The sequence below is a fragment of the Neobacillus niacini genome (assembly GCF_019749295.1).
GTDB lineage: Bacteria > Bacillota > Bacilli > Bacillales > Cytobacillaceae > Neobacillus > Neobacillus niacini_D.
Genome location: NZ_JACWFG010000001.1, coordinates 358,255 through 383,784, shown reverse-complemented (window position 1 = coordinate 383,784; position 25,530 = coordinate 358,255). Strand labels below are relative to the sequence as shown.

The window sequence follows — 25,530 nt, the reverse complement described above, 5'->3', positions numbered from 1 at the left end:
AAATGGATATGATCTTTGACCTATTGATCCAATTAATCGGAATATACAAATGGATGCTTATTATTTATATCCTATTATCCTGGTTCCCGAATATGAGAGACTCACAAGTTGGAACAATTCTGGGTAAATTATGCGAACCATTTCTAGAACCTTTTAGAAAAATTATACCGCCAATTGGTATGATGGATCTTTCTCCTTTAGCAGCATTCTTAGTTTTATCTTTTGCCCCTAATGGTTTAAGAGTTATCCAAAATCTAATTTTTTAATGTTGATTAATTGAGCTTAGGAGTTAATTATGAATATTTACCAGCATTTTCGCCCGGAGGAACGAGAATTTATTGATCAAGTTTTACATTGGAAGGATTTTGTAGATTCCAGCTATACAGCTAAACTTACTGATTTTCTTGATCCTAGAGAGCAGCATATTTTAAGAACCATAATAGGTGAGAATGGAAGTGTTAAGTATCAACTCTTTGGGGGGAATTCTGAGGGAGAAAGAAAAAGGGCATTGATAATGCCTGATTATTTAGTACCGACAGAGAATGAATTTCAAATTAATCTTTTTGAAATCGACTATCCTATTAAATTTGTTTCAATAGAACATCCCCAAGTTCTTGGCTCACTTATGTCTTTAGGATTAAAACGTGGGAAATTTGGCGACATTCTCATGAAAGAAGGACGAGTTCAATTTTTCACTGCTGCTGAAATTGGTGACTATATTAAGAGTAATTTAGAATCAATCGGCAGGGCTTCAATACGTTTAAAAGAGTTAAACCTTGAAGAAGCCATAAAAGTTGAGGATTTATGGATGGAACAAGACATCACTGTATCTTCCTTACGGCTCGATACCATTATCTCTGGTGTACATCATATCTCCAGGCAAAAATCTCAGCTTTTCATTCATCAAGGATTGGTTAAGGTAAATTGGACATCAATTGAAAATCATTCCTTTGAATGTGCTGAGGGTGATTTGTTGTCAGTCAGAGGCTATGGCAGGGTGAAGATTTTGTCAATTGAAGGAAGAACCAAAAAAGATAAATGGCGAATTGTTGTTGGAAAGCAAAAATAATTTTTTGTTTTAGCAGGATTCCGGAAGAAGTTTGTCGAATATTTGCTTATACACTAAATACATACAGAAGAAACATTCTTGGAGGTGGCATCATGCCGTTAACGCCGTTAGATATTCACAATAAAGAATTTAATAAAGGCTTTCGTGGTTACGATGAAGACGAGGTAAATGAATTTTTAGATCAAGTTATTAAGGATTATGAACTAGTCCTTCGCGAAAAGAAAGAAATGGAAGAACGTTTAAACGAAATGAAGGACCGTTTAGGTCATTTTGTAAATATTGAAGAAACGTTAAACAAGTCGATTGTTATTGCACAAGAGGCTGGGGAAGATGTAAAACGTAATGCGCAAAAGGAAGCAAAGCTCATTATTAAAGAGGCGGAAAAGAATGCTGATCGTATCGTTAATGAGTCTCTTTCAAAAGCTAGAAAAATTGCACTTGAGATCGAGGATTTGAAAAAGCAATCAAAAGTATTCCGTACTCGTTTTAAGATGTTGATAGAAGCTCAGCTTGATATGTTAAATACAGATGACTGGGATCATTTATTAGAGTATGAGGTCGACGCAACCGAACTGAAGATCCATCAAGAGGAAGATTCCTTAGCTTGACGAATTGGTATTATTTCGCATATAATTTCTTAACAGGTAAATAAAGAATGATAATGACAATGAGAGGGACAGTATAATTTTTCAAAAACTTTTGATAGCGAGCCGGGGATGGTGGAAGCCTGGGAAAAGTGAAGAATTAGAAGATCACCCTTGAGTCCCAAACTGAAACTCTTATAATTAGAAGAGTAAGTTATGGCGGGTTATTCACGTTACGAATCTTAAAGAGGATAGTACTTTTTCGTACTATTTATCAGGGTGGTACCGCGGGAATAAAACCTTCTCGTCCCTTTTATGGGATGAGAGGGTTTTTTTATTTGTCTATTGGCAATTCTGTTTATGATGAGTGTTACAGGAGGAATAAGAAAATGGAATATAAAGATACGTTATTAATGCCAAAAACTGAATTCCCAATGCGTGGGAATCTCCCACAAAGAGAACCTGAGATTCAGGCAAAATGGGAAGAAATGAATATTTACAAAAAGGTTCAGGAGCGGACTGCTGATCGTCCGATGTTTGTGCTTCATGACGGACCTCCATATGCAAATGGTGATATTCATATGGGCCATGCCCTTAACAAAGTATTAAAAGACTTTATTGTTCGCTTTAAATCAATGAGCGGCTTTAATGCCCCATATGTACCGGGATGGGATACACATGGATTGCCAATCGAGCAGGCACTTACAAATAAGGGAGTAAAGCGTAAAGAGATGACGGTAGCTGAATTCCGCCAGCTTTGTACAAAATATGCCCTTGAGCAAGTAAGTAATCAGCGCGAGCAATTCAAACGCATCGGTGTTCGTGGTGACTGGGAGAACCCATATATCACGCTTAAACCTGAATATGAGGCACAGCAAATTAAGGTCTTTGGGGAAATGGCAAAGAAGGGCTATATTTATAAAGGCCTTAAGCCTGTATATTGGTCCCCGTCAAGTGAATCAGCCCTAGCAGAAGCAGAGATTGAATACCAGGATAAAAAGTCTCCTTCCATTTATGTAGGTTTTAAGGTAAAAGACGGTAAAGGTGTTCTAGATACTGATGTTCAAATTGTTATCTGGACGACTACACCATGGACCATTCCTGCAAACTTAGGAATTTCCGTACATCCAGACTTAACATATGTAGTGGTTGCAGCTAACGGAAACAAATATTTAGTGGCGGAAGCTTTACTAGAGGCAGTAACAAATGAAATAGGCTGGGAAAATGCTGAGGTTGTTCAAAAGGTAAAAGGAAATGAGTTAGAAAATATCCTTGCAGCACACCCATTATATGGACGCGACTCATTGGTAATGCTTGGTGAACATGTTACTACCGATGCTGGAACAGGTTGTGTTCATACAGCACCAGGACACGGGGAGGATGACTTCCATGTTGGTCAAAAGTATGGACTTGAAGTACTTTGCCCGGTAGATGATAAAGGTGTAATGACGAGTGAAGCACCTGGTTTCGAAGGATTATTTTACGATACTGCAAACAAGCCAATTTCTCAAGCTTTAGAAGAGGCAGGAGCTCTCTTAAAGCTTTCATTTATCACTCACTCCTATCCACATGACTGGAGAACGAAGAAACCTGTTATTTTCCGGGCAACTGCACAATGGTTTGCGTCGATTAAAGATTTCAGAAATGAACTTCTGGAAGCAGTTAAAGAAACAAAATGGGTACCGGCATGGGGCGAAACACGATTATTTAACATGGTCCGTGACCGCGGAGATTGGTGTATTTCACGCCAGCGTGTCTGGGGTGTTCCAATTCCAGTATTCTATGCTGAAAACGGTGAAGAAATCATTACAGATGAAACCATTGATCATGTTTCTGCCTTGTTCCGTGAATCTGGATCAAATATCTGGTTTGAGCGTGAAGCGAAGGACCTATTGCCAGAAGGGTTTACGCATCCTGGAAGTCCAAATGGAATGTTTACAAAAGAAACAGATATCATGGATGTTTGGTTCGATTCTGGGTCATCGCATCAAGCCGTCCTTCTTGAAAGAGAAGACTTAGTACGACCTGCTGATTTGTATTTAGAAGGTTCAGACCAATATCGAGGCTGGTTTAACTCTTCCTTGTCGACTGCGGTAGCGGTAACAGGCAAAGCTCCTTATAAAGGAGTATTAAGCCACGGGTTCGCACTTGATGGAGAAGGAAGAAAGATGAGTAAGTCATTAGGAAATGTTGTTGTTCCTGAGAAGGTAATGAAACAGCTGGGAGCAGACATTTTAAGACTTTGGGTTGCTTCTGTTGATTATCAAGCAGATGTTCGTGTATCCGATGCAATCCTTAAACAAGTTGCTGAAGTATATCGGAAAATCCGCAACACCTTCCGTTTCTTATTAGGTAATTTGGCTGACTTTAATCCAGCAAAGGATAAGGTAGCATACGAAAACCTAAGAGAAGTAGATCAGTTTATGCTGGTAAAACTAAATAAGCTTATTAAATCGGTTCGCAATGCTTATGAGAATTACGAGTTTGCCGGAATTTATCACGCTGTCAATAACTTCTGTACCTTAGATTTGAGTTCATTTTATCTTGATTTTGCTAAGGACGTTTTATATATCGAAGCGGTTGATAATGCAGAGCGCCGTGCCATTCAAACGGTTTTATATGAATCATTGTTTGCATTAACGAAGTTAGTTGCTCCTATTCTTCCACATACAGCAGATGAGGTTTGGAAATTCATTCCTGATGTTAAGGAAGAAAGTGTTCAATTAACAGATATGCCAGAATATCAGGAACTAAATAATGCAGTAGCTTTAGAAGAAAAGTGGACTGCGTTTATGAAATTGCGTGATGATGTTCTAAAAGCCCTTGAAGAAGCTAGAAATCAAAAGGTCATTGGTAAATCATTAACAGCAAAGGTTTCCTTATATGTCACTGAGGATACAAAGGCGCTATTGAAGTCTATTAACGAAAATGTGCAGCAATTATTTATCATTTCTGCATTTGAAATCGCAGGAAGCTATGAGCAAGCACCTGAAGATGCAATCAAATTAGATACAGCTGCCATTGTTGTCACAAAAGCTGAAGGCGAAACATGTGAACGATGCTGGGTTGTAACACCTGAGGTTGGTAAAGATTCAGAGCACCCAACGCTTTGCCCGCGCTGTGCTGAAGTAGTTAAAGGAAACTATACACATTTAGCCTAATAATGATACAATGCCCCATGATTAATTCATGGGGTTTTTTCATTTTTTAACCTATTCCGTTAATTGTTGTTGATGATGTCAAATGTTTTCCCGAGTTAGTCTAATTAAAGAGGAGATAATATTAGAAATGACTTGACGGAGGTTACAACTATGAATGCAATGCAGGAACAGCTGTTTTGGGAACTCCGTAAAACGCAAATAGAAATTTTAAGATCATTAAAAAATAAGCAAAAAAATGAATGGATGATCCCTATATTAGAGGATGAACTATCAGATATATCAACTGCCATTCAAAAGCTGGAGGAAGGAAACTTTGGCCAGTGTGAAGCATCAGGTGAACCTTTACCCGAACATCTAATAAAGATAATGCCGACAATGAAATCATCGAAGGATTCTGACAACTTAGAGCATTTTTATAAGAAACCAATTAATTCAGGCTTTTTCTAACCTTCCATTGTTGTTTCGTTAGAGATTATGCTAAAATGCTAAGGAAGTAAAGTCTTCGTAGATGGGGGTATTCCTTAGTGTTTTATTATTTAATCGCAATTTTTATTATTCTATTAGACCAAGTGACGAAATGGATGATCGTCAAAAACATGTATCTTGGTGAAAGTATCCCAATTATTGAGGACTTTTTGTATATTACTTCTCACCGAAATCGCGGAGCAGCATGGGGAATACTTCAGGGTCAAATGTGGTTCTTTTATGTGATAACCGCTATAGTGATTATTGCGATCATTTATTACATTCAAAAAGAAGCAAAAGGTAAGTGGTTGTTAGGTGTTTCCCTGGCATTTATGCTTGGCGGAGCAATAGGAAATTTTATTGATCGTTTGCTGCGTAAAGAAGTAGTTGATTTTATACATACGTATATTTTCAATTATAACTTCCCCGTATTTAATATTGCGGATTCGGCTTTAGTCATTGGCGTAGTATTATTAATGATTCAAATGCTGCGTGATGAGCGTGAAACAAAGGAGAAATCATATGGAGAAAATGGTACACACCATTCTTGAACAGGAAAAAGGCGACCGTATTGATAAGGTTATTTCAACTTTAGATGAAGATTGGTCAAGAACTCAAGTTCAACAATGGATTAAAGATGGAAATGTCTTAGTCAACGGACAAAAGATAAAAACAAATTATAAATGCAGTATAAATGATGAAATTGAAATAAGTATACCAGACCCAGAATTATTAGATGTCATTCCAGAAGAAATGAACTTAGATATTTATTTCGAGGATAGGGATGTTTTAGTCGTTAATAAACCTAGCGGTATGGTAGTCCATCCAGCCCCGGGACATTTAACAGGGACACTCGTAAATGGGTTAATGGCCCATTGTAAGGATCTATCAGGTATTAATGGGGTTTTGCGTCCTGGGATCGTTCATCGCATCGATAAGGACACGTCAGGCCTTTTAATGGTTGCTAAAAATGATATGGCCCATGAAAAGCTTGTGAACCAATTAGTCGAAAAGACCGTTACCCGAAAGTATAGAGCAATTGTTCACGGTGTAATTCCTCATGATTTTGGTACGATTGATGCACCGCTTGGGAGAGATATTAGAGACCGCCAAAGTATGACCGTTGTGGATAATGGTAAGCATGCCGTTACTCATTTTCATGTAATAGAAAGATTCAAGGATTTTACATTTGTGGAGTGCCAGCTAGAGACAGGCAGAACACACCAAATTCGTGTTCATATGAAATATATTGGCTATCCGCTTGCTGGTGATCCAAAGTATGGTCCAAAGAAAACATTGGATATCAATGGTCAGGCTTTGCATGCAGGAATCCTTGGATTTAACCACCCTAGAACCAATGAATACCTTGAATTTGAAGCACCATTACCGGAAGAGTTTGAAGAGGTTTTAGAACAATTACGAAAAAATCGTTGACACATTTGTCGAATTATTGTACGATAGCAACAGTTGAATATGCCTTTAAATCAGTCCAGTGAGGCTGAGAAGGAAACGGATGAATTGGTTGGGATACCTATGCCCATACTAATAAACTCTTGTACCTCTCACCTCAAGGTGAGAGGTTTTTTTATTAAATTAGGCAGGTGTTGAAAATGAACCAAAAAGCCGTAGTATTAGATGCACAAGCAATTGGAAGAGCATTAACAAGAATTGCTCACCAAATTATTGAAAAGAATAAAGGTATTGAAGATTGTGTCCTCGTGGGAATTCGTACAAGAGGGATATTCATTGCCGAAAGACTTGCTGCCAAAATTGAGGAAATTGAAGGAAAACCAATACCTGTAGGTGAATTGGACATTACTTTATATCGAGATGATCTAACGAAGAAAACAGACAATCATGAACCACTCGTTAAGGGATCAGATATTCCAGTCGAAATGAAAGATAAAAAAGTTATACTTGTTGATGATGTTTTATATACAGGCAGAACGGTTAGAGCAGGACTAGACGCTATTATGGATCTTGGACGCCCATCTTCTATACAACTTGCTGTACTAGTTGACCGTGGACACCGTGAACTTCCTATAAGAGCAGATTATGTTGGTAAAAACATCCCAACATCAAGCAGTGAAAAGGTAGTTGTTGAATTAGTAGATGTCGATAAAGTAGACCAAGTAAGTATCTTTGAAAAATAAATAGCTACCCTTTAATTGCAGTCCCGTGAGGCTGACAAAGGGGAAAATGCCATCATAAAAGCTTTCATGGCATTTCCATACCCTCTTTGTACACTCATGGACAAAGAGGGTTTTTTTATGAGAAAAAACACACATTAAAAAGAAGGATATTGGAGGAGAAACCATTGAACAATAAACCTATCTTAGACGTAAATGAAATTCCCAATCCTGCCCAATGGCTCACCTTAAGCCTGCAGCATTTATTCGCCATGTTTGGAGCAACAATTCTTGTACCTTATCTTGTTGGGTTAAGCCCAGCGATTGCATTGATATCAAGTGGTTTAGGAACACTCGCATTCTTAATAATTACAAAGTGGCAGGTGCCTGCATACCTTGGTTCCTCGTTTGCCTTTATTGTTCCGGTAATAGCAGCGAAAGCATCAGGTGGTCCAGGCGGGGCCATGATTGGTTCATTCCTTGCAGGACTTGTCTATGGAATTGTCGCACTGATCATTAGTAAAGCAGGTCATCGCTGGATTATGAATCTGCTGCCTCCAATTGTTGTGGGTCCAGTCATTATCGTAATCGGTTTAGCGCTCGCAGGTACAGCAGTAGGAATGGCAATGAATAACCCAGCAGGAGAATATAGCTTGATTCATTTCTCCGCAGCGTTAGTAACGTTAGCAGCGACCATCATTTGTACCATATACATGCGCGGCATGTTAAGCATAATCCCAATTCTAGCAGGTATCGTGATTGGGTACCTATACTCCTTCGCAATCGGCATCGTTGATTTTAAACCGGTATTAGAAGCTAATTGGTTTGAAATGCCTGAATTCATCATTCCGTTTGTAAGCTACGAGGTAAAAGTAACATGGGACTTGGCGCTTCTTATGGTGCCAGTTGCAATCGTAACTCTTTCTGAACATATTGGCCATCAGCTTGTACTTAGTAAGGTAGTTGGCCGTGACTACATTAAAGAACCAGGTCTTCACCGCTCTATATTAGGGGATGGAACAGCAACCATTATTTCTGCACTCATTGGCGGGCCGCCAAAAACAACCTATGGTGAGAATATCGGTGTTCTTGCAATCACTCGAGTTTACAGTGTGTATGTCATTGCTGGTGCTGCAGTTCTCGCAACAATCTTTGGATTTATCGGAAAAATTACTGCACTAATCAGTACGATCCCGACACCTGTTATGGGCGGTGTCTCCATTCTACTCTTTGGAATCATCGCTTCATCTGGTTTACGGATGCTAGTTGATAGTAAGATTGATTTTGGCAACAAGCGTAACTTGGTCATCTCATCAGTCATTCTCGTAATCGGAATTGGCGGTGCCTTTATAAAAGTATCAGAATCTTTCCAAATACAAGGAATGGCATTTGCAGCCATAGCTGGTGTTCTGCTGCACCTTATCCTTCCGGGTAAAGAACCAGTAAGTGAAGATATGTTTGAACAAACTGTAGAGAAAGAGAATCAAAAAACTGCATAAAATTTCAACCTTTTAAAAGTAGTCCAGAGAGGCTATAAGGGTGTAATACTAAGTGCCATCGTAATGTATCTATACATTTATGGTCTTAGTATGTAACAGTGCACCCTGATCAAAAAGATCAGGGTCTTTTTTTACAAAAAAACGAGATGGGGGAATAGCATGTTAAAACACTTGCTAACCACAAATGAACTTAAGGTCGAAGAGATTTATCAAATTCTATCTGATGCGCAGCGTTTTGCTGAGGGGATGAAGTGGTGTCCGGAAGGTAAACTTTTTACTGCTAATCTATTTTTCGAGAACAGTACAAGGACAAAGTCGAGCTTTGAAATGGCTGAAAGAAGGCTGGGGCTGGATGTTATTCCTTTTGAAGTCCAAACTTCGAGTGTACAAAAGGGTGAAACCCTATACGATACGGTAAAAACGCTTGAATCGATTGGAGTTAATGCCGTTGTCATTCGCCACGGTCAGGATCGATACTTTGATGAACTCGTTGAAAAAATAAATATCCCGATTATAAATGGAGGAGATGGCTGCGGTCATCATCCTACGCAGTCACTTCTAGACTTGTTAACCATCTATCAGGAGTTTGGGGAGTTTGAAGGTTTGAAAATTGCCATCATAGGTGACATAAGGCACAGCAGAGTAGCACGTTCCAATGCAGATACTCTTACCAGGCTGGGAGCGGATGTTATTTTCTCAGGTCCCAGGGAATGGTTTGATCATCATAGTCTTAGTGCTGCAAGATTTAGGCCGATTGATGAAGCTATAGCTGACGCAGATGTTGTTATGCTCCTTCGTGTTCAACATGAAAGGCACCAAAAAAAAGGAAGCTTTACAGCAGCAGAATATCATAAACAATTTGGACTCACTTTAGATAGAGAAAAGACAATGAAACCACAAAGTATCATTATGCACCCTGCACCAGTAAATCGAAATGTTGAGATATCTGATAGCTTAGTAGAATGCAAACGTTCAAGAATCTTTAAGCAAATGGAAAATGGTGTGTTTGTAAGAATGGCTGTCCTAAAAAGGTCAATAGAAAGTCTAAAAGGAGTGTATGGGAATGAAACTACTTATTCAGAACGCCAGCTACATAGTATCTAACGGTGAAAATAAACAGGCCGATATATTAATAGAAGATGGAAAAATTGTAAAAATTGATAAACAAATAGAGACAACTGTTGATCGAGTTGTAAATGCAGAAGGAATGTTAGTATCACCAGGATTTGTCGATTTACATGTTCATCTCCGCGAGCCAGGAGGAGAAAAGAAGGAAACCATTGCAAGTGGTACACTCGCTGCGGCAAAAGGTGGATTTACTACACTTGCGGCAATGCCGAATACAAGACCAGTACCAGACTCAAAAGAACAAATGGAATGGCTGCAGAAGCGTATTCAAGAAACTGCAAACGTCCGGGTCTTACCATATGCCTCCATTACAGTAAGACAAATTGGGAAAGAACTAACCGATTTTGAAGCATTAAAAAATGCAGGAGCATTTGCCTTCACTGATGACGGTGTAGGTGTTCAAGATGCGAGCAAGATGCTCGAAGCCATGAAAAAAGCTGCAAGTGTGAATATGGCTATTGTCGCACACTGTGAAGAAAATACACTGATCAATAAAGGCTGTGTCCATGAAGGTTCTTTTTCTAAAAGAAATGGATTAAATGGAATTCCTTCGGTTTGTGAGTCAGTTCAGATTGCGAGAGATGTACTGCTGGCTGAGGCTGCTGACTGCCATTATCATGTGTGCCATGTCAGTACAAAAGAATCGGTTCGTGTGATTAGGGATGCAAAAAAAGCAGGGATTAAAGTTACTGCCGAAGTAACACCCCATCATTTACTCTTAACACAAGATGATATTCCGAATAGTCTTGATCCGAATTATAAAATGAATCCGCCGCTTCGTGATAGGGCAGATCGGGACGCGCTAATTGAAGGGTTGTTGGATGGAACAATTGATTTTATTGCAACGGATCATGCACCGCATACAACCGAGGAAAAGAATGAGGGAATTGAACTGGCACCTTTTGGTATTGTTGGTCTAGAAACAGCATTTCCGCTGCTATATACTCACTTCGTCTTAAAGAACGTTATGAGTCTTGAACAATTAATACACTTTTTAACGAAAAAGCCAGCAGAAAGCTTTTCACTTCCTTTTGGAAAAATTGAAGTAGGAGCAGCTGCCGATATCGTTCTATTAAACCTTGACGAAGAAAAAGCAATTGACCCACAAGAATTTTTATCTAAAGGAAAAAATACTCCATTTGGCGGTTGGAATTGTAAGGGCTGGCCGCAAATGACAATTGCCAGCGGCGAAGTAGTTTGGGAGAAGGGACGTGTAACAGTATGAAAGCACAGCTAATTTTAGAAGATGGAACAGTATTTATAGGTGAAGGTTTTGGAAGTCACATGGACACAATTGGAGAAGTCGTCTTTAATACAGGAATGACGGGATACCAAGAAATCCTATCTGATCCATCCTACTGTGGGCAAATTGTTATGCTGACATATCCTTTGATTGGAAATTACGGGATAAACAGGGATGACTTTGAAACTATTAATCCAGCAGTAAAAGGCTTTATAGTCAAGGAGGCTGCTGAATTCCCTTCCAATTGGAGAAGTGAATTTACGATTGATGAGTACTTTAAAATGAAAAAGATCCCTGGAATTGCAGGAATTGATACGCGTAAATTAACCAGGATTATTCGCCAATACGGGACATTAAAAGGAGCCATCTGCTCGATAGAAAGTGATCCAAATGAGGTAATCAGCAAGTTGAGACAGGCAAAACTTCCAATCGACCAAGTGAGAAGAGTTTCTACAAAAAACTCTTACCCAAGTCCAGGCAGAGGGAAAAGAATTGTGCTCGTTGACTTTGGGATGAAACATGGTATTTTACGAGAATTAAATAAACGTGATTGCGATGTTGTGGTAGTACCTTATCATACTACTGCTGAGGAAATCATCCAATTACGCCCTGATGGAATCATGCTTTCGAATGGCCCTGGAGATCCAAAGGATGTTCCAGAAGCAGTCCATATGATTAAACAGTTATTGGGCATAGTGCCAATTTTCGGAATATGTCTTGGGCACCAATTATTTGCTTTAGCATGCGGTGCCGATACAGTGAAAATGAAATTCGGTCATCGCGGCTCTAATCACCCCGTTAAAGATTTAGCGACTGGGAAAGTTGCGATTACTGCTCAAAATCATGGATATACAGTTGATGAAAAATCATTATTAAATACAAATCTTGCAGTAACACATATTGCTTTAAATGATGGCAGTGTTGAAGGCTTAAAACATTTAGATTACCCTGCCTTTACTGTTCAATATCACCCAGAAGCTTCACCAGGTCCTGAAGATGCAAACCATTTATTTGACCAATTTCTCACCATGATAGAATCGGAAAAACAGGAGGTTTCAACAACATGCCAAAACGTACAGATATAAATTCCATTTTAGTGATTGGGTCCGGACCAATTGTCATTGGGCAGGCTGCTGAATTCGATTATGCAGGTACTCAGGCTTGTATTGCACTTAAAGAAGAAGGATATCGCGTTATTCTTGTTAATTCAAATCCAGCTACGATAATGACGGATACAGAAATAGCAGATGCAGTCTATATTGAACCGTTAACGGAGGAATTTGTCAGCCGAATCATCCGCAAGGAGCGTCCTGACGCTCTATTAGCTACACTTGGCGGGCAGACTGGCCTTAATCTAGCGGTTGAATTGTCAAAATCAGGAGTCTTGGAAGAGTGCGAAGTTGAAATCTTAGGAACGAAGTTATCAGCTATTAAACAAGCAGAGGACCGCGATTTATTCAGAAGCTTAATGAATGAACTGGGTGAACCTGTACCGGACAGCGAAATCATCCACGAATTAGCAGAAGCGCATGCATTTGTAGAAAAAATCGGTTATCCCGTTATCGTTCGCCCTGCTTATACTCTTGGTGGTACTGGCGGCGGTATCTGTAATAATTCAGAAGAGTTGGACGAAATCGTTACAAGCGGCTTAAAGCATAGTCCTGTTAATCAATGCTTGCTGGAGAAAAGCATTGCAGGATATAAAGAAATTGAATACGAAGTAATGCGTGATGGAAATGACAATGCCATCGTTGTATGTAATATGGAAAATATTGACCCTGTTGGTGTTCATACCGGTGACTCAATTGTAGTTGCACCAAGCCAAACGCTGAGTGACAGAGAATATCAGCTATTAAGAAATGTTTCTCTTAAAATTATTCGTGCACTAGGAATAGAAGGCGGTTGTAATGTTCAGCTGGCACTAGACCCTTATAGCTTTAACTACTACATCATTGAAGTAAATCCAAGGGTAAGCCGTTCTTCGGCTCTTGCCTCAAAAGCAACAGGCTACCCGATTGCTAAACTTGCAGCGAAAATTGCCGTTGGTTTAACGCTGGATGAGATGCTTAATCCTGTAACAGGAAAAACCTATGCAAGCTTTGAACCTGCTCTTGATTACATCGTAACAAAAATACCGAGATGGCCATTCGATAAATTTGAATCAGGGAACCGTTCACTTGGAACGCAAATGAAAGCCACTGGTGAAGTAATGGCGATTGGAAGAACTTTTGAAGAATCTTTATTAAAAGCAATCCGCTCGCTAGAAGCTGGAGTATATCATTTTGAATTAAATGGTGCAGAAGAAATCAGTAATGAATTACTAGAAAAACGAATTTGCAAAGCTGGAGACGAGAGACTCTTTTATATCGCTGAAGCACTTAAGCGAGGGATTACTGTTGAAACCATTCATCAATGGAGCCAGATAGACTTATTTTTCTTAAACAAGTTCCAAGGAATGATCGAATTAGAAACAAGAATTGCTTCTAATCAAATGGATATTAATATTCTTAAAGAAGCTAAACAAAAAGGTTTCTCTGATAAAACAATTGCAAAACTTTGGAATCAAAAGGAACAGGATATTTATACTCTACGCAAAGATCTGGGTATGATTCCAGTGTATAAAATGGTAGATACCTGCGCAGCAGAATTTGAATCAGAAACCCCTTACTACTATGGAACATACGAAGAGGAAAATGAATCGATTGTAACTGACAGACAAAGTGTCATTGTTCTTGGTTCAGGTCCAATTCGTATCGGCCAAGGTATTGAGTTTGATTACGCAACGGTTCATTCTGTTAAAGCGATTAAAGAAGCTGGTTATGAAGCGATTATTATTAATAATAATCCTGAAACGGTTTCGACCGATTTCAGTATCTCGGATAAGCTTTACTTTGAACCTCTAACGATTGAGGATGTCATGAGCATTATTGATTTAGAAAATCCATTAGGTGTAGTCGTACAATTTGGCGGCCAAACAGCGATTAATCTTGCAGCACAATTAGAGGAAAATGGGGTTAAAATTCTTGGAACAAGCCTAGAGGATTTAGATCGGGCAGAGAATAGAGACAAATTTGAACAAGCACTTGTACAACTTGATATCCCAATGCCGCTTGGAAAAACAGCATTATCGGTAGAGGAAGCGGTGGAAATTGCAAATGGAATTGGGTATCCAGTCCTTGTACGTCCATCCTATGTACTTGGCGGCAGGGCAATGGAAATTGTCTATCGTCAGGAAGAGCTGCTTCATTATATGGAAAATGCAGTTAAAATCAACCCTGAACATCCTGTCTTGATTGACCGTTACTTAACAGGAAAAGAAATTGAAGTGGATGCAATCTGTGACGGCGAAAATGTGTTGATACCTGGAATTATGGAGCATATTGAACGTGCTGGCGTACACTCTGGAGACTCGATTGCGGTTTATCCTCCTCAGACGTTATCTGAGAGAATTAAACAAAAGCTCGTTGAGTACACAGTAAAAATGGCTAAGGGTCTAAACATTATCGGATTGCTAAATATTCAGTATGTTATTTCTGAAAACGAAGTATATGTACTAGAAGTCAATCCGCGCTCAAGTCGTACGGTTCCATTCCTAAGCAAAATTACCAATATTCCTATGGCTAAAATTGCTACCAAAGCCATTTTAGGGGTATCAATCCCTGACCAAGGCTATACACCAGGAATTGTTCCTGAAAAAAGCGGCGTGTATGTAAAGGTTCCAGTCTTCTCCTTTGCAAAGTTAAGAAACGTTGACATCACGCTTGGGCCAGAAATGAAATCGACTGGTGAAGTAATGGGGAAAGATATTACCCTAGAAAAGGCACTTTATAAAGGATTAGTTGCCTCGGGTATGAACATTCAAAAATTCGGTACAGTACTGTTTACAGTCGCAGACAAAGATAAACAAGAGTCATTAAAACTTGCGAAACGCTTTGCGGCGAACGGCTACCGGCTAATGGCGACAAGCGGAACAGCCGCAGTCCTTGAGTCCGCTGGTCTGTCAGTTAAAGTAATCGGCAAAATTGGTTCAGAAAGCAAAACATTGCTGGATGTTATTCATAATGGAGAAGCCCAATTTATTATCAACACATTGACTAAAGGGAAACAGCCAGAACGTGATGGCTTTAGAATCCGCCGTGAAGCAGTTGAAAATGGCGTTCCTTGCTTAACATCTTTGGATACAGCAGATGCTATTCTTAAAGTAATTGAATCAATGAATTTCTCAGCAGAAGCTATGGCAGTAGAAGAAAAGGAGGCAGTTTTTGCATGATAAAAAAGGAATTATGCAAAATCATCTCCCAAGAAGAAATTGCTAAAGATATTTTTCAACTAACAGTTGAAGCAGAATTTGTTAAGGAGATTAAAGCACCTGGTCAATTTGTGCATATTCGGGTCGATAAGTCTTTCGACCCCTTATTGCGAAGACCAATAAGCATCTCATCTGTAGATAGCAAAAACTCACGATTCACAATGATCTATCGTAAAGAGGGAAAAGGGACGTCGCTGCTTGCTGAAAAAGGCCCGGGAATACTGCTGGATATTCTTGGTCCGTTAGGCAACGGATTTCCAGTCGATGAAGTACATGAAGGAGAAACTGCCTTACTGGTTGGCGGAGGGATCGGTGTTCCGCCTTTGTATGAGCTTTCTAAACAACTGATTGCAAAAGGGATAAAGGTGGTCCATGTACTGGGCTTCCAGACTGAGTCAGCAGTTTTTTATGAAAAAGAGTTCTTGGAAAATGGAGAGACCTATATTACAACCGTTGATGGATCATATGGCAGCAAAGGTTTTGTTACAGATATTATCAAAGATCTAGAATTTGATTCTTTATATACATGCGGACCTACACCTATGTTGAAAGCAATTGAAAAAGGATATGGACACAAAAAGGTATTTTTATCCTTAGAAGAAAGAATGGGCTGCGGCGTTGGAGCATGTTTTGCATGTGTATGTAATAGCAGTAGTGATATTAATGATGTTTCATATAAAAAAGTATGCAGTGATGGTCCAGTTTTCCGTGCCGGGGAGGTTTTAATATGAGCAGTCGTTTAAACATCGAGTTACCAGGTTTAACCTTAAAAAACCCAATTATGCCTGCTTCTGGATGCTTCGGATTTGGCAGAGAGTATAGCCAATTCTATGATTTAAGTAAACTTGGTGCGATTATGATTAAAGCGACAACGGTAGAACCTCGATTCGGCAATCCAACTCCTAGAGTTGCAGAAACTTCATCAGGCATGCTGAATGCAATCGGTCTGCAAAATCCCGGTCTAGAAAAAGTAGTAAGCCATGAACTTCCATGGTTGTCTCAGTATGATGTTCCGATTATTGCCAACGTTGCAGGCTCATTGGAAGAAGATTATATCGAGGTGGCAAGTCAAATCTCCAAAGCTTCCAATGTTCATGCCTTAGAATTGAATATTTCCTGCCCAAATGTAAAAACAGGAGGAATCGCTTTTGGTACGATTCCGGAGGTAGCAAAACAGTTAACGCGGAAAGTAAAAGAAGTCTCCGAAGTTCCAGTTTATGTTAAGCTTTCACCGAATGTAACCAATATTGTAGAAATGGCAAAGGCAGTTGAAGATGGCGGTGCGGATGGCTTAACGATGATCAACACACTTGTTGGTATGAGATTGGATTTAAAAACAGGAAAGCCAATCTTAGCTAATCGTACCGGCGGTCTATCCGGACCTGCGATTAAACCAGTCGCACTTCGGATGATTTATGAAGTGAGTCAGGCAGTAGGTATCCCAATCATTGGGATGGGCGGTATTGAGTCTGCTGAAGATGTCATTGAATTCTTCTATGCCGGGGCAAGTGCGGTTGCTGTTGGTACAGCGAATTTTGTGGACCCGTTTGTCTGTCCGACTATTATTGAAGAATTACCAATACTATTAGACCAATTAGGCTATGAACATATCACTGAATGCAGAGGGAGGAGCTGGCAGGAACATGGACAACTCACTTATCATCGCGCTTGATTTTGCAAATCGTAAAGAGGTGGAGCAATTTTTACAGTCTTTTAAGAGCCAGGAGCTTTTTGTAAAAGTAGGAATGGAGCTGTTTTATCAGGAAGGTCCTGATATTGTGCATTATTTAAAAGAAAATGGCCATCGTATTTTTCTAGACTTAAAGCTTCATGACATACCGAATACAGTGAAAAGTGCAATGAAGGGTCTTGCTAAGCTGGAATGTGATCTTGTAAATGTCCATGCCGCCGGAGGCAAAGAAATGATGCGTGCTGCATTAGAAGGACTAGAAGAAGGTACTGGAGCTGGAAGAAAGCGTCCAGCGTGTATCGCAGTCACCCAACTTACAAGCACCTCAGAAGAACAAATGAACAAAGAGCAGCTCATTCCGGGTCCGCTCAAACAATCTGTTCTTCACTACGCTGCAATAACAAAAGAGGCAGGATTAGACGGAGTGGTATGCTCCGCTTGGGAGGCAGCAGAAATTCGGGAGAATTTGGGTGAAAAATTTCACACGGTTACTCCAGGTATAAGAATGCCTGAAGATAATACGGGTGATCAAAAACGGATTGCAACCCCAGAATTTGCAAGAAGTGCGGGCGTTACGTCAATTGTTGTAGGACGTTCAATTACACGATCAATAGATCCAGTTAAAAGCTATGATAAATGGATAGAAGCTTGGAGAGGAGTTCAACTATGAAACAATTAATTTCAGAAATGCTATTAGATATTCATGCTGTTGCGTTACAACCAAACAATCCCTTTACATGGACCTCGGGGTTACGCTCGCCGATATATTGTGATAACCGCTTAACACTTTCTTATCCAGAGGTTAGAAGAGAAATAGCAAAAGGCCTGCAAAAAATAATTCTTGATAAATTTCCTGGTGCACAAGTAATAGCGGGAACTGCTACTGCTGGAATTCCACATGCTGCATGGGTAAGTGAAAATATGAATCTGCCCATGTGCTACGTTCGTTCAAAGGCAAAAGGTCATGGTAAAGGGAATCAAATTGAAGGAAGAGTGGAAAAGGGTCAACAGGTTGTTGTGGTAGAAGATTTAATCTCTACTGGCGGCAGTGTACTTACAGCTGTTCAAGCTCTTAGAGAAGCTGGATGTGAAGTCCTTGGTGTAGTTTCAATTTTTACATATGGACTTGAAAAAGGGATCGAAGCATTTGCACAAGAAGGTATTATTAGTGAATCACTTACTGATTTTCCTGCTCTTATAGAAGTTGCAATAGCAAAGGGGTATATCAGCAGTGATGATCAAGAAAGTTTACTATCCTGGAGTAAGGCACCTGCTGAGTGGGGTAAAAGGTTCGTATAAAGTAAGTAAAAGCCCCGGAAAAACCGGGGCATTTTCTATTTCTTCAATTTCAAAACCAATTCTTCTTCTGGAGTTACGTATATGGTCTGCTGATTATCATAAATAACAAATCCAGGCTTTGCACCGTTCGGTTTTTTTACGTAACGTACTTTAGTAAAATCAACGGGCACAGAGCTTGAGCTTCTAGCTTTACTAAAATAGGCTGCCAAGTTCGCTGCTTCCTGTATGGTTTCATGTGATGGTTCTTTACTTCGAATGACAACATGCGAGCCTGGAATATCCTTGGTGTGAAGCCAAATTTCGTCTCTTGCTGCAAGTTTATTGGTTAAATAATCATTTTGCTTATTGTTTTTCCCAACAATAATTTCAGTACCATCAGAAGAAGTGTAATGATCAAGAATAGGTTTAGCATTGGATGTTTTTTTTGCATTCCGTCTTTGTCTGTCGCGTATATAGCCCCCTTCAACAAGTTCTTCACGAATTTCTTGAATATCCTTTGGAGAAGCCGTCTGCACTTGTTGTAGTAAGTTATCAAAGTAAGTAACTTCTTCACGTGCTTTTTCAATTTGTTCGATAACGATAGAAACAGAATTTTTTGCTTTCTGGTACTTAGAAAAATATTTCTGGGCATTTTCTGAAGGTGTCTTTCGCGGATCCAATGGTATGGAAACTTTTCCGCCCAATTCATCGTAATAATCGATTACTTCGATTTCCTTCATCCCTCTTTTAGCTGCGTAAAGATTGGCTGTTAATAGCTCTCCATATCGTTGAAGAGAGTCTGCTTTCTCTGCCTCTCTTAATGTACTCTCTAACTTTTCAATTTTCTTCTCATTCTTTTCTTTTTCATTAATGATGAGCCGTTCTATATCATTCCCTTGCTGTTTAACCCGATCTCGTTCGGCCTTGCCAAAATAAAAACGGTCGAGCATTTCGCTTAGGGTAGAGAAGGTCTTAACTTCCCCGTTAACATGATCAAGGGGAAATAAGTAGAAGATTTCCTTGTTCACTGTGGACATTATGGCGGGCTTGATTTCTGCATTCTTAATTTGTTGAATCAATTGAATGAATGCTTTAGGAACAGTCATTCGGTTGGCAATCCCGCTTCGGAAAATAACTTCTTTAGCAAATAGCGGCGAGGTACCGGCAAAATGCTCAACAAGCTGCCGATCAAGTTTTCCGCTATTAAAGTCAATTTTCTTTAAAATATCATCTTCGCCAGCCATGAACGGATTTTGTTTGTTTTGCGCTGGAGGGTAAATATAAGGTTGGCCAGGTAATATAGCTCTATGACTATTTACTGCAAACGAAACATGCTTAACGCTGTCAAGAATAACGTTTCGTGTTTTATCAACCAGAACAATATTACTGTGTCTGCCCATAATTTCTATAATCAACTGCTTGTAGCTGACATCTCCAATTTCATTTCGGCCTTTGATTTCAAAAATAATCATCCGATCATTTTCAACCTGGTAGACATCCTCTAATATATAGCCTTCAATATGCTTTCTTAATAACATACAGAACATCGGCGGTTCGCTGGGATTCTCGTATGCTTCCGTTGTTAGTTGTACACGTGCATAGCTTGGATGTGCTGAAAATAATAATTTTTGATTCACTCCATTTGCACGAATGGTTAATATGACTTCATTTTTATATGGCTGATGTACTTTATTAATTCTGCCGCCTTTTAAAGACTGCGCGAGTTCATCGACCATTGCTTTTGTAAATAAACCGTCAAATGACATGGAAAACATCCTTTACTTCAAACATATTTATTCCTTTAGTATAACGTACAAGTTTAGAGTATGTCTCATTTTAAATAGTTCATACAGTTATCATTGCTCATCTTAATTATCATAGCATTTTTTGGGACGAGGCTGAATAAGCTTTCTTTAGAGTATGCCTATACATTTAAGGAGAGTGAGATGGTCGGATGAAATTCCATGAGATGGAGATAAATCAAGTAGAAAAGGTCTTAGACACCGACTTTTCGTCTGGGTTATCACCAGAAACTGTAAAGAAACGAATAGCCCAGCATGGGCTCAATGAACTGGAGGAAGGGGAAAAGCAATCCGCTTTACTCTTATTTTTTAGCCAGTTTAAAGATTTTATGGTATTAGTGCTGCTGGCTGCGACATTATTATCTGGTCTGCTTGGAGAGTATATTGATGCAGTCGCCATTATTGCAATTGTCATTATTAACGGAATTCTTGGCTTCTATCAAGAAAGAAGAGCTGAAAAGTCCCTGCAGGCATTAAAGGAATTATCCGCTCCGCAGGTTTCTGTTTTACGTGAGGGACAGTGGATTAAGATCCCTTCTAAAGAAATTGTCGTCGGAGATATAATTAAATTTGCAAGTGGAGATAGAATTGGTGCGGATGTGCGGATTATTGAATCTAATAGTTTAGAAGTAGAAGAGTCAGCCCTCACGGGGGAGTCCGTACCGGTATCTAAACATACAGATCCTTTAAAAACGATAAATCCCGGGATTGGTGATATGGAAAATATCGCCTTTATGGGGACTATGATTACTAGGGGAAGCGGACTTGGGGTTGTCATCGGTACAGGTATGAAAACGGCAATGGGACAAATTGCTGATTTACTTCAAAATGCCCAAACACAGGAGACCCCTTTACAGCGCCGCTTAGAACAGCTGGGAAAAATATTAATAACAGTAGCATTATTATTGACGGTTCTTGTGGTTGCCATAGGAGTCTTACAAGGACATGAATTATATACGATGTTCCTAGCAGGTGTATCTCTAGCTGTAGCTGCTATACCAGAAGGATTACCTGCAATTGTTACGGTCGCATTGTCGCTCGGAGTACAAAAAATGATTAAAAAGAATGCAATTGTCAGGAAACTTCCGGCGGTTGAAACGCTGGGATGTGCTTCGGTTATTTGTTCTGACAAAACAGGAACAATGACGCAAAATAAAATGACAGTTACTCATTTATGGAGCGGTGGTCATACTTGGACAGTGGATGGAGTTGGGTATCAGCCGCGAGGTGACTTTTATCGAAATAATACAAAGGTACATCCAAAGGAAGAGAAAGCTTTACAGCAAATGCTCGTTTTCGGGATGATCTGCAACCATTCTGAATTAGTGTTTAAGGAAGAAGATTACATTCTTGACGGAGATCCAACCGAAGGTGCACTGCTCGTTAGTGCTATGAAAGCTGGGCTGGACCGATCAAATTTATTAGATGAGTTTACAATCATCAAGGAGTTTCCATTTGACTCTGCTAGAAAAATGATGAGTATGCATGTGAAGGATAAACAAGGCAGAAATTTTATTGTAACAAAAGGGGCACCTGATGTAATTATTGGGAAAAGTGAGTCAATCCTTTGGGATGGTAAAACACAATATCTTGGCCAGAATGTTCAGAACCAGGTCCAAGAAGCGATAAATAATCTTGCTTCAAAAGCACTTAGAACGATTGCGATTGCTTTTAAACCCGTTCCTGCTAACACCATTATACTTAGCGAACAGGAAGCAGAGAGTAAATTAACCTTCATAGGTGTACAAGGAATGATTGACCCGCCTAGACCAGAGGTTAAAGACGCTGTGAAAGAATGTAAAGAAGCAGGGATTAAAACCGTCATGATTACAGGTGATCATGTTATCACAGCAAAAGCGATTGCTGCACAGCTCGGTATATTAACAAGAAATAGTAAGGTTCTCGATGGAAATGCTTTATCCATCATGTCCGTTGAGGAGCTTGAGGAAGTAGTCGATGATGTATCGGTTTTTGCGCGTGTTTCACCAGAGCATAAATTGAAAATAGTTAAAGCCCTGCAAAATAGAGGTCATATTGTCGCAATGACCGGTGATGGAGTCAACGATGCACCAGCCATTAAGGCTGCAGATATTGGCGTTGCGATGGGGATCACAGGAACAGATGTTGCAAAAGAAGCTTCTTCACTTGTTTTGTTAGATGATAATTTTGCAACTATTAAAGCGGCCATTGAAGAAGGAAGAAACATTTATGAAAACATTCGAAAGTTTGTTCGCTACTTACTTGCTTCGAATGTAGGTGAAATTTTGGTTATGTTGTTTGCGATGTTATTAGCATTGCCGCTACCGCTCGTACCAATTCAAATTCTCTGGGTTAACTTGGTAACAGATGGTTTACCTGCAATGGCCCTGGGACTTGATCGTCCCGAAGAGGATGTAATGAAGCGAAAACCACGAAGTCCAAATGAGGGTGTCTTTGCCCGCGGGTTAGGCTGGAAAGTGGTCTCAAGGGGTTTTCTCATAGGAGTAGTAACGTTGCTGGCTTTTATGCTGGTTTATAAACAAAACCCTGCAAACCTGGAATATGCACAAACCATTGCATTCGCAACCCTAGTATTGGCACAGCTAATTCATGTATTTGATTGTAGAAGTGAAAAATCGGTTTTATCAAGAAATCCATTCGGGAACAAATACCTTGTTTGGGCAGTTATTTCTTCCCTTGCTTTGATGTTTGTTGTTATTTACTACCCGCCATTACAGCCAATATTCCACACCCTTCCAATTTTAGCAAAAGACTGGCTTTTAATTATTGGACTGTCATCTATTCCAACTTTTTTACTAGCAGGATCATTTTTGTTAAGAAAAACAAAATAAAGTGTGTTATAATCCAAAAGGTAGTAGAGGTCACTCTATTACCTTTTGTTAGTTTCCAAATTAGTACAATTTACTTTACATAGTAGGTTAGCGCTCATCTTCATTTGATTGGAGTGTACTTAATGGTTATAAGTATGACGGGCTTTGGGAGAAGCAGGATTACCTCAGCCTCTTTTTCTGTGAATGTCGAAATTAAAACAGTCAACCATCGTTTTAGTGAAGTAAATGTCCGGATGCCTAGGCATTTATTAAAGGTTGAAGATAAAATAAAGAAGAAAGTGAATGAGCATCTCCGTCGCGGCAGAGCTGAAGTTTATATAATGATAGAAGGGGAAGGTGCGGTTACACGGAAAATTCAGGTTGATTGGAAACTGCTTGAAGACTACTACCTGTTTATTAAACAAGCACGCGATAAATTCAATATTGAAGGAGAAGTTATACTTCAAGATTTATTAAGCCGTAATGAATTTTTACATATTGAAGAAATGGATGCTGGCAGCGAAGAATTGGAAAGTTTAGTACTAAGAGCAACAGAAGAGGCTGTTTTACTCTGTAAACAGATGCGAGTTACAGAAGGAGAAGAGCTAAAGAAGGATATGCAGTTTTCATTAGGACAATTAGATGCAAATATAGATAAACTGACGAAATATGCACCCTTGGCAGCATCAGCTTATAGAGAACGGTTAATGAAAAAAATTGAGGAATTAATCCAGGGGCAAGTGGATGAAACTCGTGTGTTAACCGAGGTTGCTATATTTGCGGACAAAATTGATATTAATGAAGAATTAACAAGGTTAAGAAGCCACATTCAGCAATTCAAGCAAACATTAGACGAAGTTGAGCCAATTGGGAGGAAACTTGATTTCCTTGTTCAAGAAATGAATAGGGAAGCCAATACGATTGGATCTAAAGCTAATGACTCAAGTATTACTAAAAAGGTAGTGGAGATTAAAAGTTTGCTGGAGAAGCTGAAAGAACAAGTTCAAAATATTGAGTAAAATGGTTTAGAAAGTGTTTAACACGGCCAAAATATATTATTGATGATTGGATGATAATCATGTCGATTAAATTGATTAATATTGGATTTGGAAATATCGTATCTGCCAATCGGATAATTTCTATTGTAAGCCCCGAATCAGCTCCGATTAAGAGGATTATTCAAGATGCCCGAGATCGGGGTTCATTGATTGACGCTACATATGGAAGACGCACTCGTGCAGTAATTGTAATGGATAGTGATCATGTCATATTATCAGCCGTACAGCCTGAAACGGTTGCCCATCGACTTGCAGACCGTGATGAAATTATTGATGAAGGGTAGGATTATAGAAAATGCAGGAAAAAGGATTGCTAATCGTATTTTCTGGTCCATCTGGTGTCGGAAAAGGAACAGTTAGAAAAGAAATATTTTCCCATCCGGACACGGCTTTTGAATATTCTATTTCAGCCACAACACGGGCGCCGCGCCCTGGTGAAGTAAACGGAGTAGATTATTTCTTTAAGTCACGGGATGAATTTGAAGAATTAATTAAACAAGGTAAACTTCTAGAGTATGCAGAGTTCGTAGGGAATTATTACGGAACACCTGTAGATTATGTACGTGAAACCTTAGATGCTGGAAAAGATGTATTTTTAGAAATTGAAGTGAAGGGTGCCAGGCAGGTAAGGGAAAAGTTCCCAGAAGGATTGTTTATCTTCTTAATGCCTCCGAGTCTTTCTGAATTAAAGAACCGGATTGTTACCAGGGGTACAGAAACAGAAGAGTTAATCAACAATCGAATGCTGTCTGCCCGTGAAGAAATAGAAATGATGGAATTATATGATTATGTAGTTGAGAATGATCAAGTTGAATTAGCCTGTGAACGTGTAAAAGCAATAGTTGTCGCTGAACATTGCCGCAGAGAACGTGTAGAACACCGTTATAAAAAATTACTGGAGGTTGAATAAATGTTATATCCTTCTATTGATTCATTGCTTAACAAAATTGACTCAAAATACTCTCTTGTATCCGTTGCAGCAAAACGTGCCCGTTCTATGCAGCAAACACGTGATGAAAGACTGCCTAAATATGTTTCGTATAAGCATGTAGGTAAAGCGCTCGAGGAAATTTACAGTGGTGAACTTACTTATCGTGTTCCTAAGAAATCAGAAACAGGTGCAATTTACGGTAAAGATAGCAATATAGGCAAGTAATATCATGAAGGTCTGACAGCAGCAAATGTCAGCCTTTTTTATTTTTAATTGCAAAAACAGACAATTTTTTTAGAAACAAAGTTCCAAAAAGATGAAAATATAATGTGATTCTAGCATAATAAAGGAAAAGATTGTTTTGGAATAGAAGT

Annotated in this window: 23 protein-coding genes and 1 other annotated feature; of the genes, 22 read left to right on the top strand and 1 reads right to left on the bottom strand. The window is 39.3% G+C overall.

Going from position 1 to position 25,530, the window contains the following annotated elements:
• The first annotated feature begins 2 nt into the window (after positions 1-2).
• The 17 genes from H0184_RS01705 to pyrE all read left to right on the top strand — a co-directional run bounded on the left by H0184_RS01705 (position 3) and on the right by pyrE (position 18,576).
• The gene (locus H0184_RS01705; RefSeq protein WP_221820157.1) at positions 3-266 is read left to right on the top strand and encodes a YggT family protein; all 264 of its coding nucleotides are present in this window, start codon (positions 3-5) and stop codon (positions 264-266) included.
• 29 nt (positions 267-295) lie between these two features.
• Positions 296-1,069 (top strand): YlmH family RNA-binding protein, encoded by a 774-nt coding sequence (locus tag H0184_RS01700; RefSeq protein WP_221820156.1) that lies wholly within the window; start codon positions 296-298, stop codon positions 1,067-1,069.
• Between the two features lie 92 nt (positions 1,070-1,161).
• Positions 1,162-1,677 (top strand): DivIVA domain-containing protein, encoded by a 516-nt coding sequence (locus tag H0184_RS01695; protein ID WP_045515360.1) that lies wholly within the window; start codon positions 1,162-1,164, stop codon positions 1,675-1,677.
• Between the two features lie 50 nt (positions 1,678-1,727).
• Positions 1,728-1,968 (top strand) — a binding site (T-box leader).
• A gap of 74 nt (positions 1,969-2,042) precedes the next feature.
• Entirely contained in the window at positions 2,043-4,814 is a 2,772-nt protein-coding gene (gene ileS / locus H0184_RS01690) for an isoleucine--tRNA ligase (RefSeq protein WP_221820155.1), read from the top strand.
• 150 nt (positions 4,815-4,964) lie between these two features.
• Positions 4,965-5,261: a hypothetical protein gene (locus tag H0184_RS01685; protein ID WP_221820154.1), complete on the top strand. Its 297-nt coding sequence runs from the start codon at positions 4,965-4,967 to the stop codon at positions 5,259-5,261.
• 77 nt (positions 5,262-5,338) lie between these two features.
• Positions 5,339-5,830, top strand: coding sequence for a signal peptidase II (lspA, locus tag H0184_RS01680; protein WP_221820153.1), 492 nt, complete (start codon positions 5,339-5,341; stop codon positions 5,828-5,830).
• Positions 5,802-6,713, top strand: a complete 912-nt coding sequence (locus H0184_RS01675; protein WP_221820151.1) for an RluA family pseudouridine synthase — start codon at positions 5,802-5,804, stop codon at positions 6,711-6,713. Before lspA ends, H0184_RS01675 begins: the two co-directional genes overlap by 29 nt.
• Before the next feature lie 176 nt (positions 6,714-6,889).
• Positions 6,890-7,432 (top strand): bifunctional pyr operon transcriptional regulator/uracil phosphoribosyltransferase PyrR, encoded by a 543-nt coding sequence (gene pyrR, locus H0184_RS01670; protein WP_221820150.1) that lies wholly within the window; start codon positions 6,890-6,892, stop codon positions 7,430-7,432.
• Between the two features lie 149 nt (positions 7,433-7,581).
• A complete protein-coding gene (locus H0184_RS01665; protein WP_396953568.1) occupies positions 7,582-8,907 on the top strand; it encodes a solute carrier family 23 protein in 1,326 nt (441 codons plus the stop codon).
• Positions 8,908-9,066: 159 nt separating this feature from the next.
• Positions 9,067-10,011 carry an aspartate carbamoyltransferase catalytic subunit gene (locus tag H0184_RS01660; RefSeq protein WP_221820145.1) on the top strand — a complete coding sequence of 315 codons (945 nt, stop codon included), beginning with the start codon at positions 9,067-9,069 and terminating at the stop codon, positions 10,009-10,011.
• A complete protein-coding gene (locus tag H0184_RS01655; RefSeq protein WP_221820143.1) occupies positions 9,971-11,260 on the top strand; it encodes a dihydroorotase in 1,290 nt (429 codons plus the stop codon). The genes H0184_RS01660 and H0184_RS01655 overlap by 41 nt, the downstream gene beginning before the upstream one ends.
• Positions 11,257-12,363: a carbamoyl phosphate synthase small subunit gene (locus H0184_RS01650; protein WP_221820142.1), complete on the top strand. Its 1,107-nt coding sequence runs from the start codon at positions 11,257-11,259 to the stop codon at positions 12,361-12,363. Before H0184_RS01655 ends, H0184_RS01650 begins: the two co-directional genes overlap by 4 nt.
• Positions 12,342-15,548: a carbamoyl-phosphate synthase large subunit gene (gene carB / locus H0184_RS01645; protein WP_221820120.1), complete on the top strand. Its 3,207-nt coding sequence runs from the start codon at positions 12,342-12,344 to the stop codon at positions 15,546-15,548. The genes H0184_RS01650 and carB overlap by 22 nt, the downstream gene beginning before the upstream one ends.
• On the top strand, positions 15,545-16,318 hold the full coding sequence (locus tag H0184_RS01640; protein ID WP_221820117.1) for a dihydroorotate dehydrogenase electron transfer subunit: 774 nt from the start codon (positions 15,545-15,547) through the stop codon (positions 16,316-16,318). The genes carB and H0184_RS01640 overlap by 4 nt, the downstream gene beginning before the upstream one ends.
• Positions 16,315-17,259: a dihydroorotate dehydrogenase gene (locus H0184_RS01635; protein WP_221820116.1), complete on the top strand. Its 945-nt coding sequence runs from the start codon at positions 16,315-16,317 to the stop codon at positions 17,257-17,259. The genes H0184_RS01640 and H0184_RS01635 overlap by 4 nt, the downstream gene beginning before the upstream one ends.
• The gene (gene pyrF / locus H0184_RS01630; protein ID WP_221820114.1) at positions 17,231-17,947 is read left to right on the top strand and encodes an orotidine-5'-phosphate decarboxylase; all 717 of its coding nucleotides are present in this window, start codon (positions 17,231-17,233) and stop codon (positions 17,945-17,947) included. The genes H0184_RS01635 and pyrF overlap by 29 nt, the downstream gene beginning before the upstream one ends.
• Complete coding sequence (pyrE, locus tag H0184_RS01625; RefSeq protein WP_221820112.1) at positions 17,944-18,576, top strand: orotate phosphoribosyltransferase; 633 nt, start codon at positions 17,944-17,946, stop codon at positions 18,574-18,576. The genes pyrF and pyrE overlap by 4 nt, the downstream gene beginning before the upstream one ends.
• A gap of 35 nt (positions 18,577-18,611) precedes the next feature.
• Here the strand turns inward: pyrE and H0184_RS01620 are convergent, their stop codons facing one another.
• Positions 18,612-20,321, bottom strand: coding sequence for an Rqc2 family fibronectin-binding protein (locus H0184_RS01620; RefSeq protein ID WP_221820110.1), 1,710 nt, complete (start codon positions 20,319-20,321; stop codon positions 18,612-18,614).
• A 188-nt stretch (positions 20,322-20,509) separates the two neighbouring features.
• Between H0184_RS01620 and H0184_RS01615 the strand changes: the two genes are divergently transcribed.
• The 5 genes from H0184_RS01615 (at position 20,510) to rpoZ (ending at position 25,381) form a co-directional block, all read left to right on the top strand.
• Complete coding sequence (locus tag H0184_RS01615; protein WP_221820108.1) at positions 20,510-23,188, top strand: calcium-translocating P-type ATPase, SERCA-type; 2,679 nt, start codon at positions 20,510-20,512, stop codon at positions 23,186-23,188.
• A 122-nt stretch (positions 23,189-23,310) separates the two neighbouring features.
• A complete protein-coding gene (locus tag H0184_RS01610) occupies positions 23,311-24,186 on the top strand; it encodes a YicC/YloC family endoribonuclease (protein WP_221820106.1) in 876 nt (291 codons plus the stop codon).
• A gap of 59 nt (positions 24,187-24,245) precedes the next feature.
• Positions 24,246-24,509: an extracellular matrix/biofilm regulator RemA gene (gene remA / locus H0184_RS01605; protein WP_095247706.1), complete on the top strand. Its 264-nt coding sequence runs from the start codon at positions 24,246-24,248 to the stop codon at positions 24,507-24,509.
• Between the two features lie 11 nt (positions 24,510-24,520).
• Positions 24,521-25,135, top strand: a complete 615-nt coding sequence (gene gmk / locus H0184_RS01600; protein ID WP_221820104.1) for a guanylate kinase — start codon at positions 24,521-24,523, stop codon at positions 25,133-25,135.
• Positions 25,136-25,381 (top strand): DNA-directed RNA polymerase subunit omega, encoded by a 246-nt coding sequence (gene rpoZ / locus H0184_RS01595; RefSeq protein ID WP_179160891.1) that lies wholly within the window; start codon positions 25,136-25,138, stop codon positions 25,379-25,381. It begins immediately after the preceding gene.
• Positions 25,382-25,530 lie beyond the last annotated feature (149 nt).

Bases quoted from the DNA above. Each gene is read 5' to 3' on its own strand.
- H0184_RS01705 (WP_221820157.1), top strand. From the start codon at position 3: ATGGATATGATCTTTGACCTATTGATCCAATTAATCGGAATATACAAA.
- H0184_RS01700 (WP_221820156.1), top strand. From the start codon at position 296: ATGAATATTTACCAGCATTTTCGCCCGGAGGAACGAGAATTTATTGAT.
- H0184_RS01695 (WP_045515360.1), top strand. From the start codon at position 1,162: ATGCCGTTAACGCCGTTAGATATTCACAATAAAGAATTTAATAAAGGC.
- ileS (WP_221820155.1), top strand. From the start codon at position 2,043: ATGGAATATAAAGATACGTTATTAATGCCAAAAACTGAATTCCCAATG.
- H0184_RS01685 (WP_221820154.1), top strand. From the start codon at position 4,965: ATGAATGCAATGCAGGAACAGCTGTTTTGGGAACTCCGTAAAACGCAA.
- H0184_RS01675 (WP_221820151.1), top strand. From the start codon at position 5,802: ATGGAGAAAATGGTACACACCATTCTTGAACAGGAAAAAGGCGACCGT.
- pyrR (WP_221820150.1), top strand. From the start codon at position 6,890: ATGAACCAAAAAGCCGTAGTATTAGATGCACAAGCAATTGGAAGAGCA.
- H0184_RS01660 (WP_221820145.1), top strand. From the start codon at position 9,067: ATGTTAAAACACTTGCTAACCACAAATGAACTTAAGGTCGAAGAGATT.
- H0184_RS01655 (WP_221820143.1), top strand. From the start codon at position 9,971: ATGAAACTACTTATTCAGAACGCCAGCTACATAGTATCTAACGGTGAA.
- H0184_RS01650 (WP_221820142.1), top strand. From the start codon at position 11,257: ATGAAAGCACAGCTAATTTTAGAAGATGGAACAGTATTTATAGGTGAA.
- carB (WP_221820120.1), top strand. From the start codon at position 12,342: ATGCCAAAACGTACAGATATAAATTCCATTTTAGTGATTGGGTCCGGA.
- H0184_RS01640 (WP_221820117.1), top strand. From the start codon at position 15,545: ATGATAAAAAAGGAATTATGCAAAATCATCTCCCAAGAAGAAATTGCT.
- H0184_RS01635 (WP_221820116.1), top strand. From the start codon at position 16,315: ATGAGCAGTCGTTTAAACATCGAGTTACCAGGTTTAACCTTAAAAAAC.
- pyrF (WP_221820114.1), top strand. From the start codon at position 17,231: ATGGACAACTCACTTATCATCGCGCTTGATTTTGCAAATCGTAAAGAG.
- pyrE (WP_221820112.1), top strand. From the start codon at position 17,944: ATGAAACAATTAATTTCAGAAATGCTATTAGATATTCATGCTGTTGCG.
- H0184_RS01620 (WP_221820110.1), bottom strand. From the start codon at position 20,321: ATGTCATTTGACGGTTTATTTACAAAAGCAATGGTCGATGAACTCGCG.
- H0184_RS01615 (WP_221820108.1), top strand. From the start codon at position 20,510: ATGAAATTCCATGAGATGGAGATAAATCAAGTAGAAAAGGTCTTAGAC.
- H0184_RS01610 (WP_221820106.1), top strand. From the start codon at position 23,311: ATGGTTATAAGTATGACGGGCTTTGGGAGAAGCAGGATTACCTCAGCC.
- remA (WP_095247706.1), top strand. From the start codon at position 24,246: ATGTCGATTAAATTGATTAATATTGGATTTGGAAATATCGTATCTGCC.
- gmk (WP_221820104.1), top strand. From the start codon at position 24,521: ATGCAGGAAAAAGGATTGCTAATCGTATTTTCTGGTCCATCTGGTGTC.
- rpoZ (WP_179160891.1), top strand. From the start codon at position 25,136: ATGTTATATCCTTCTATTGATTCATTGCTTAACAAAATTGACTCAAAA.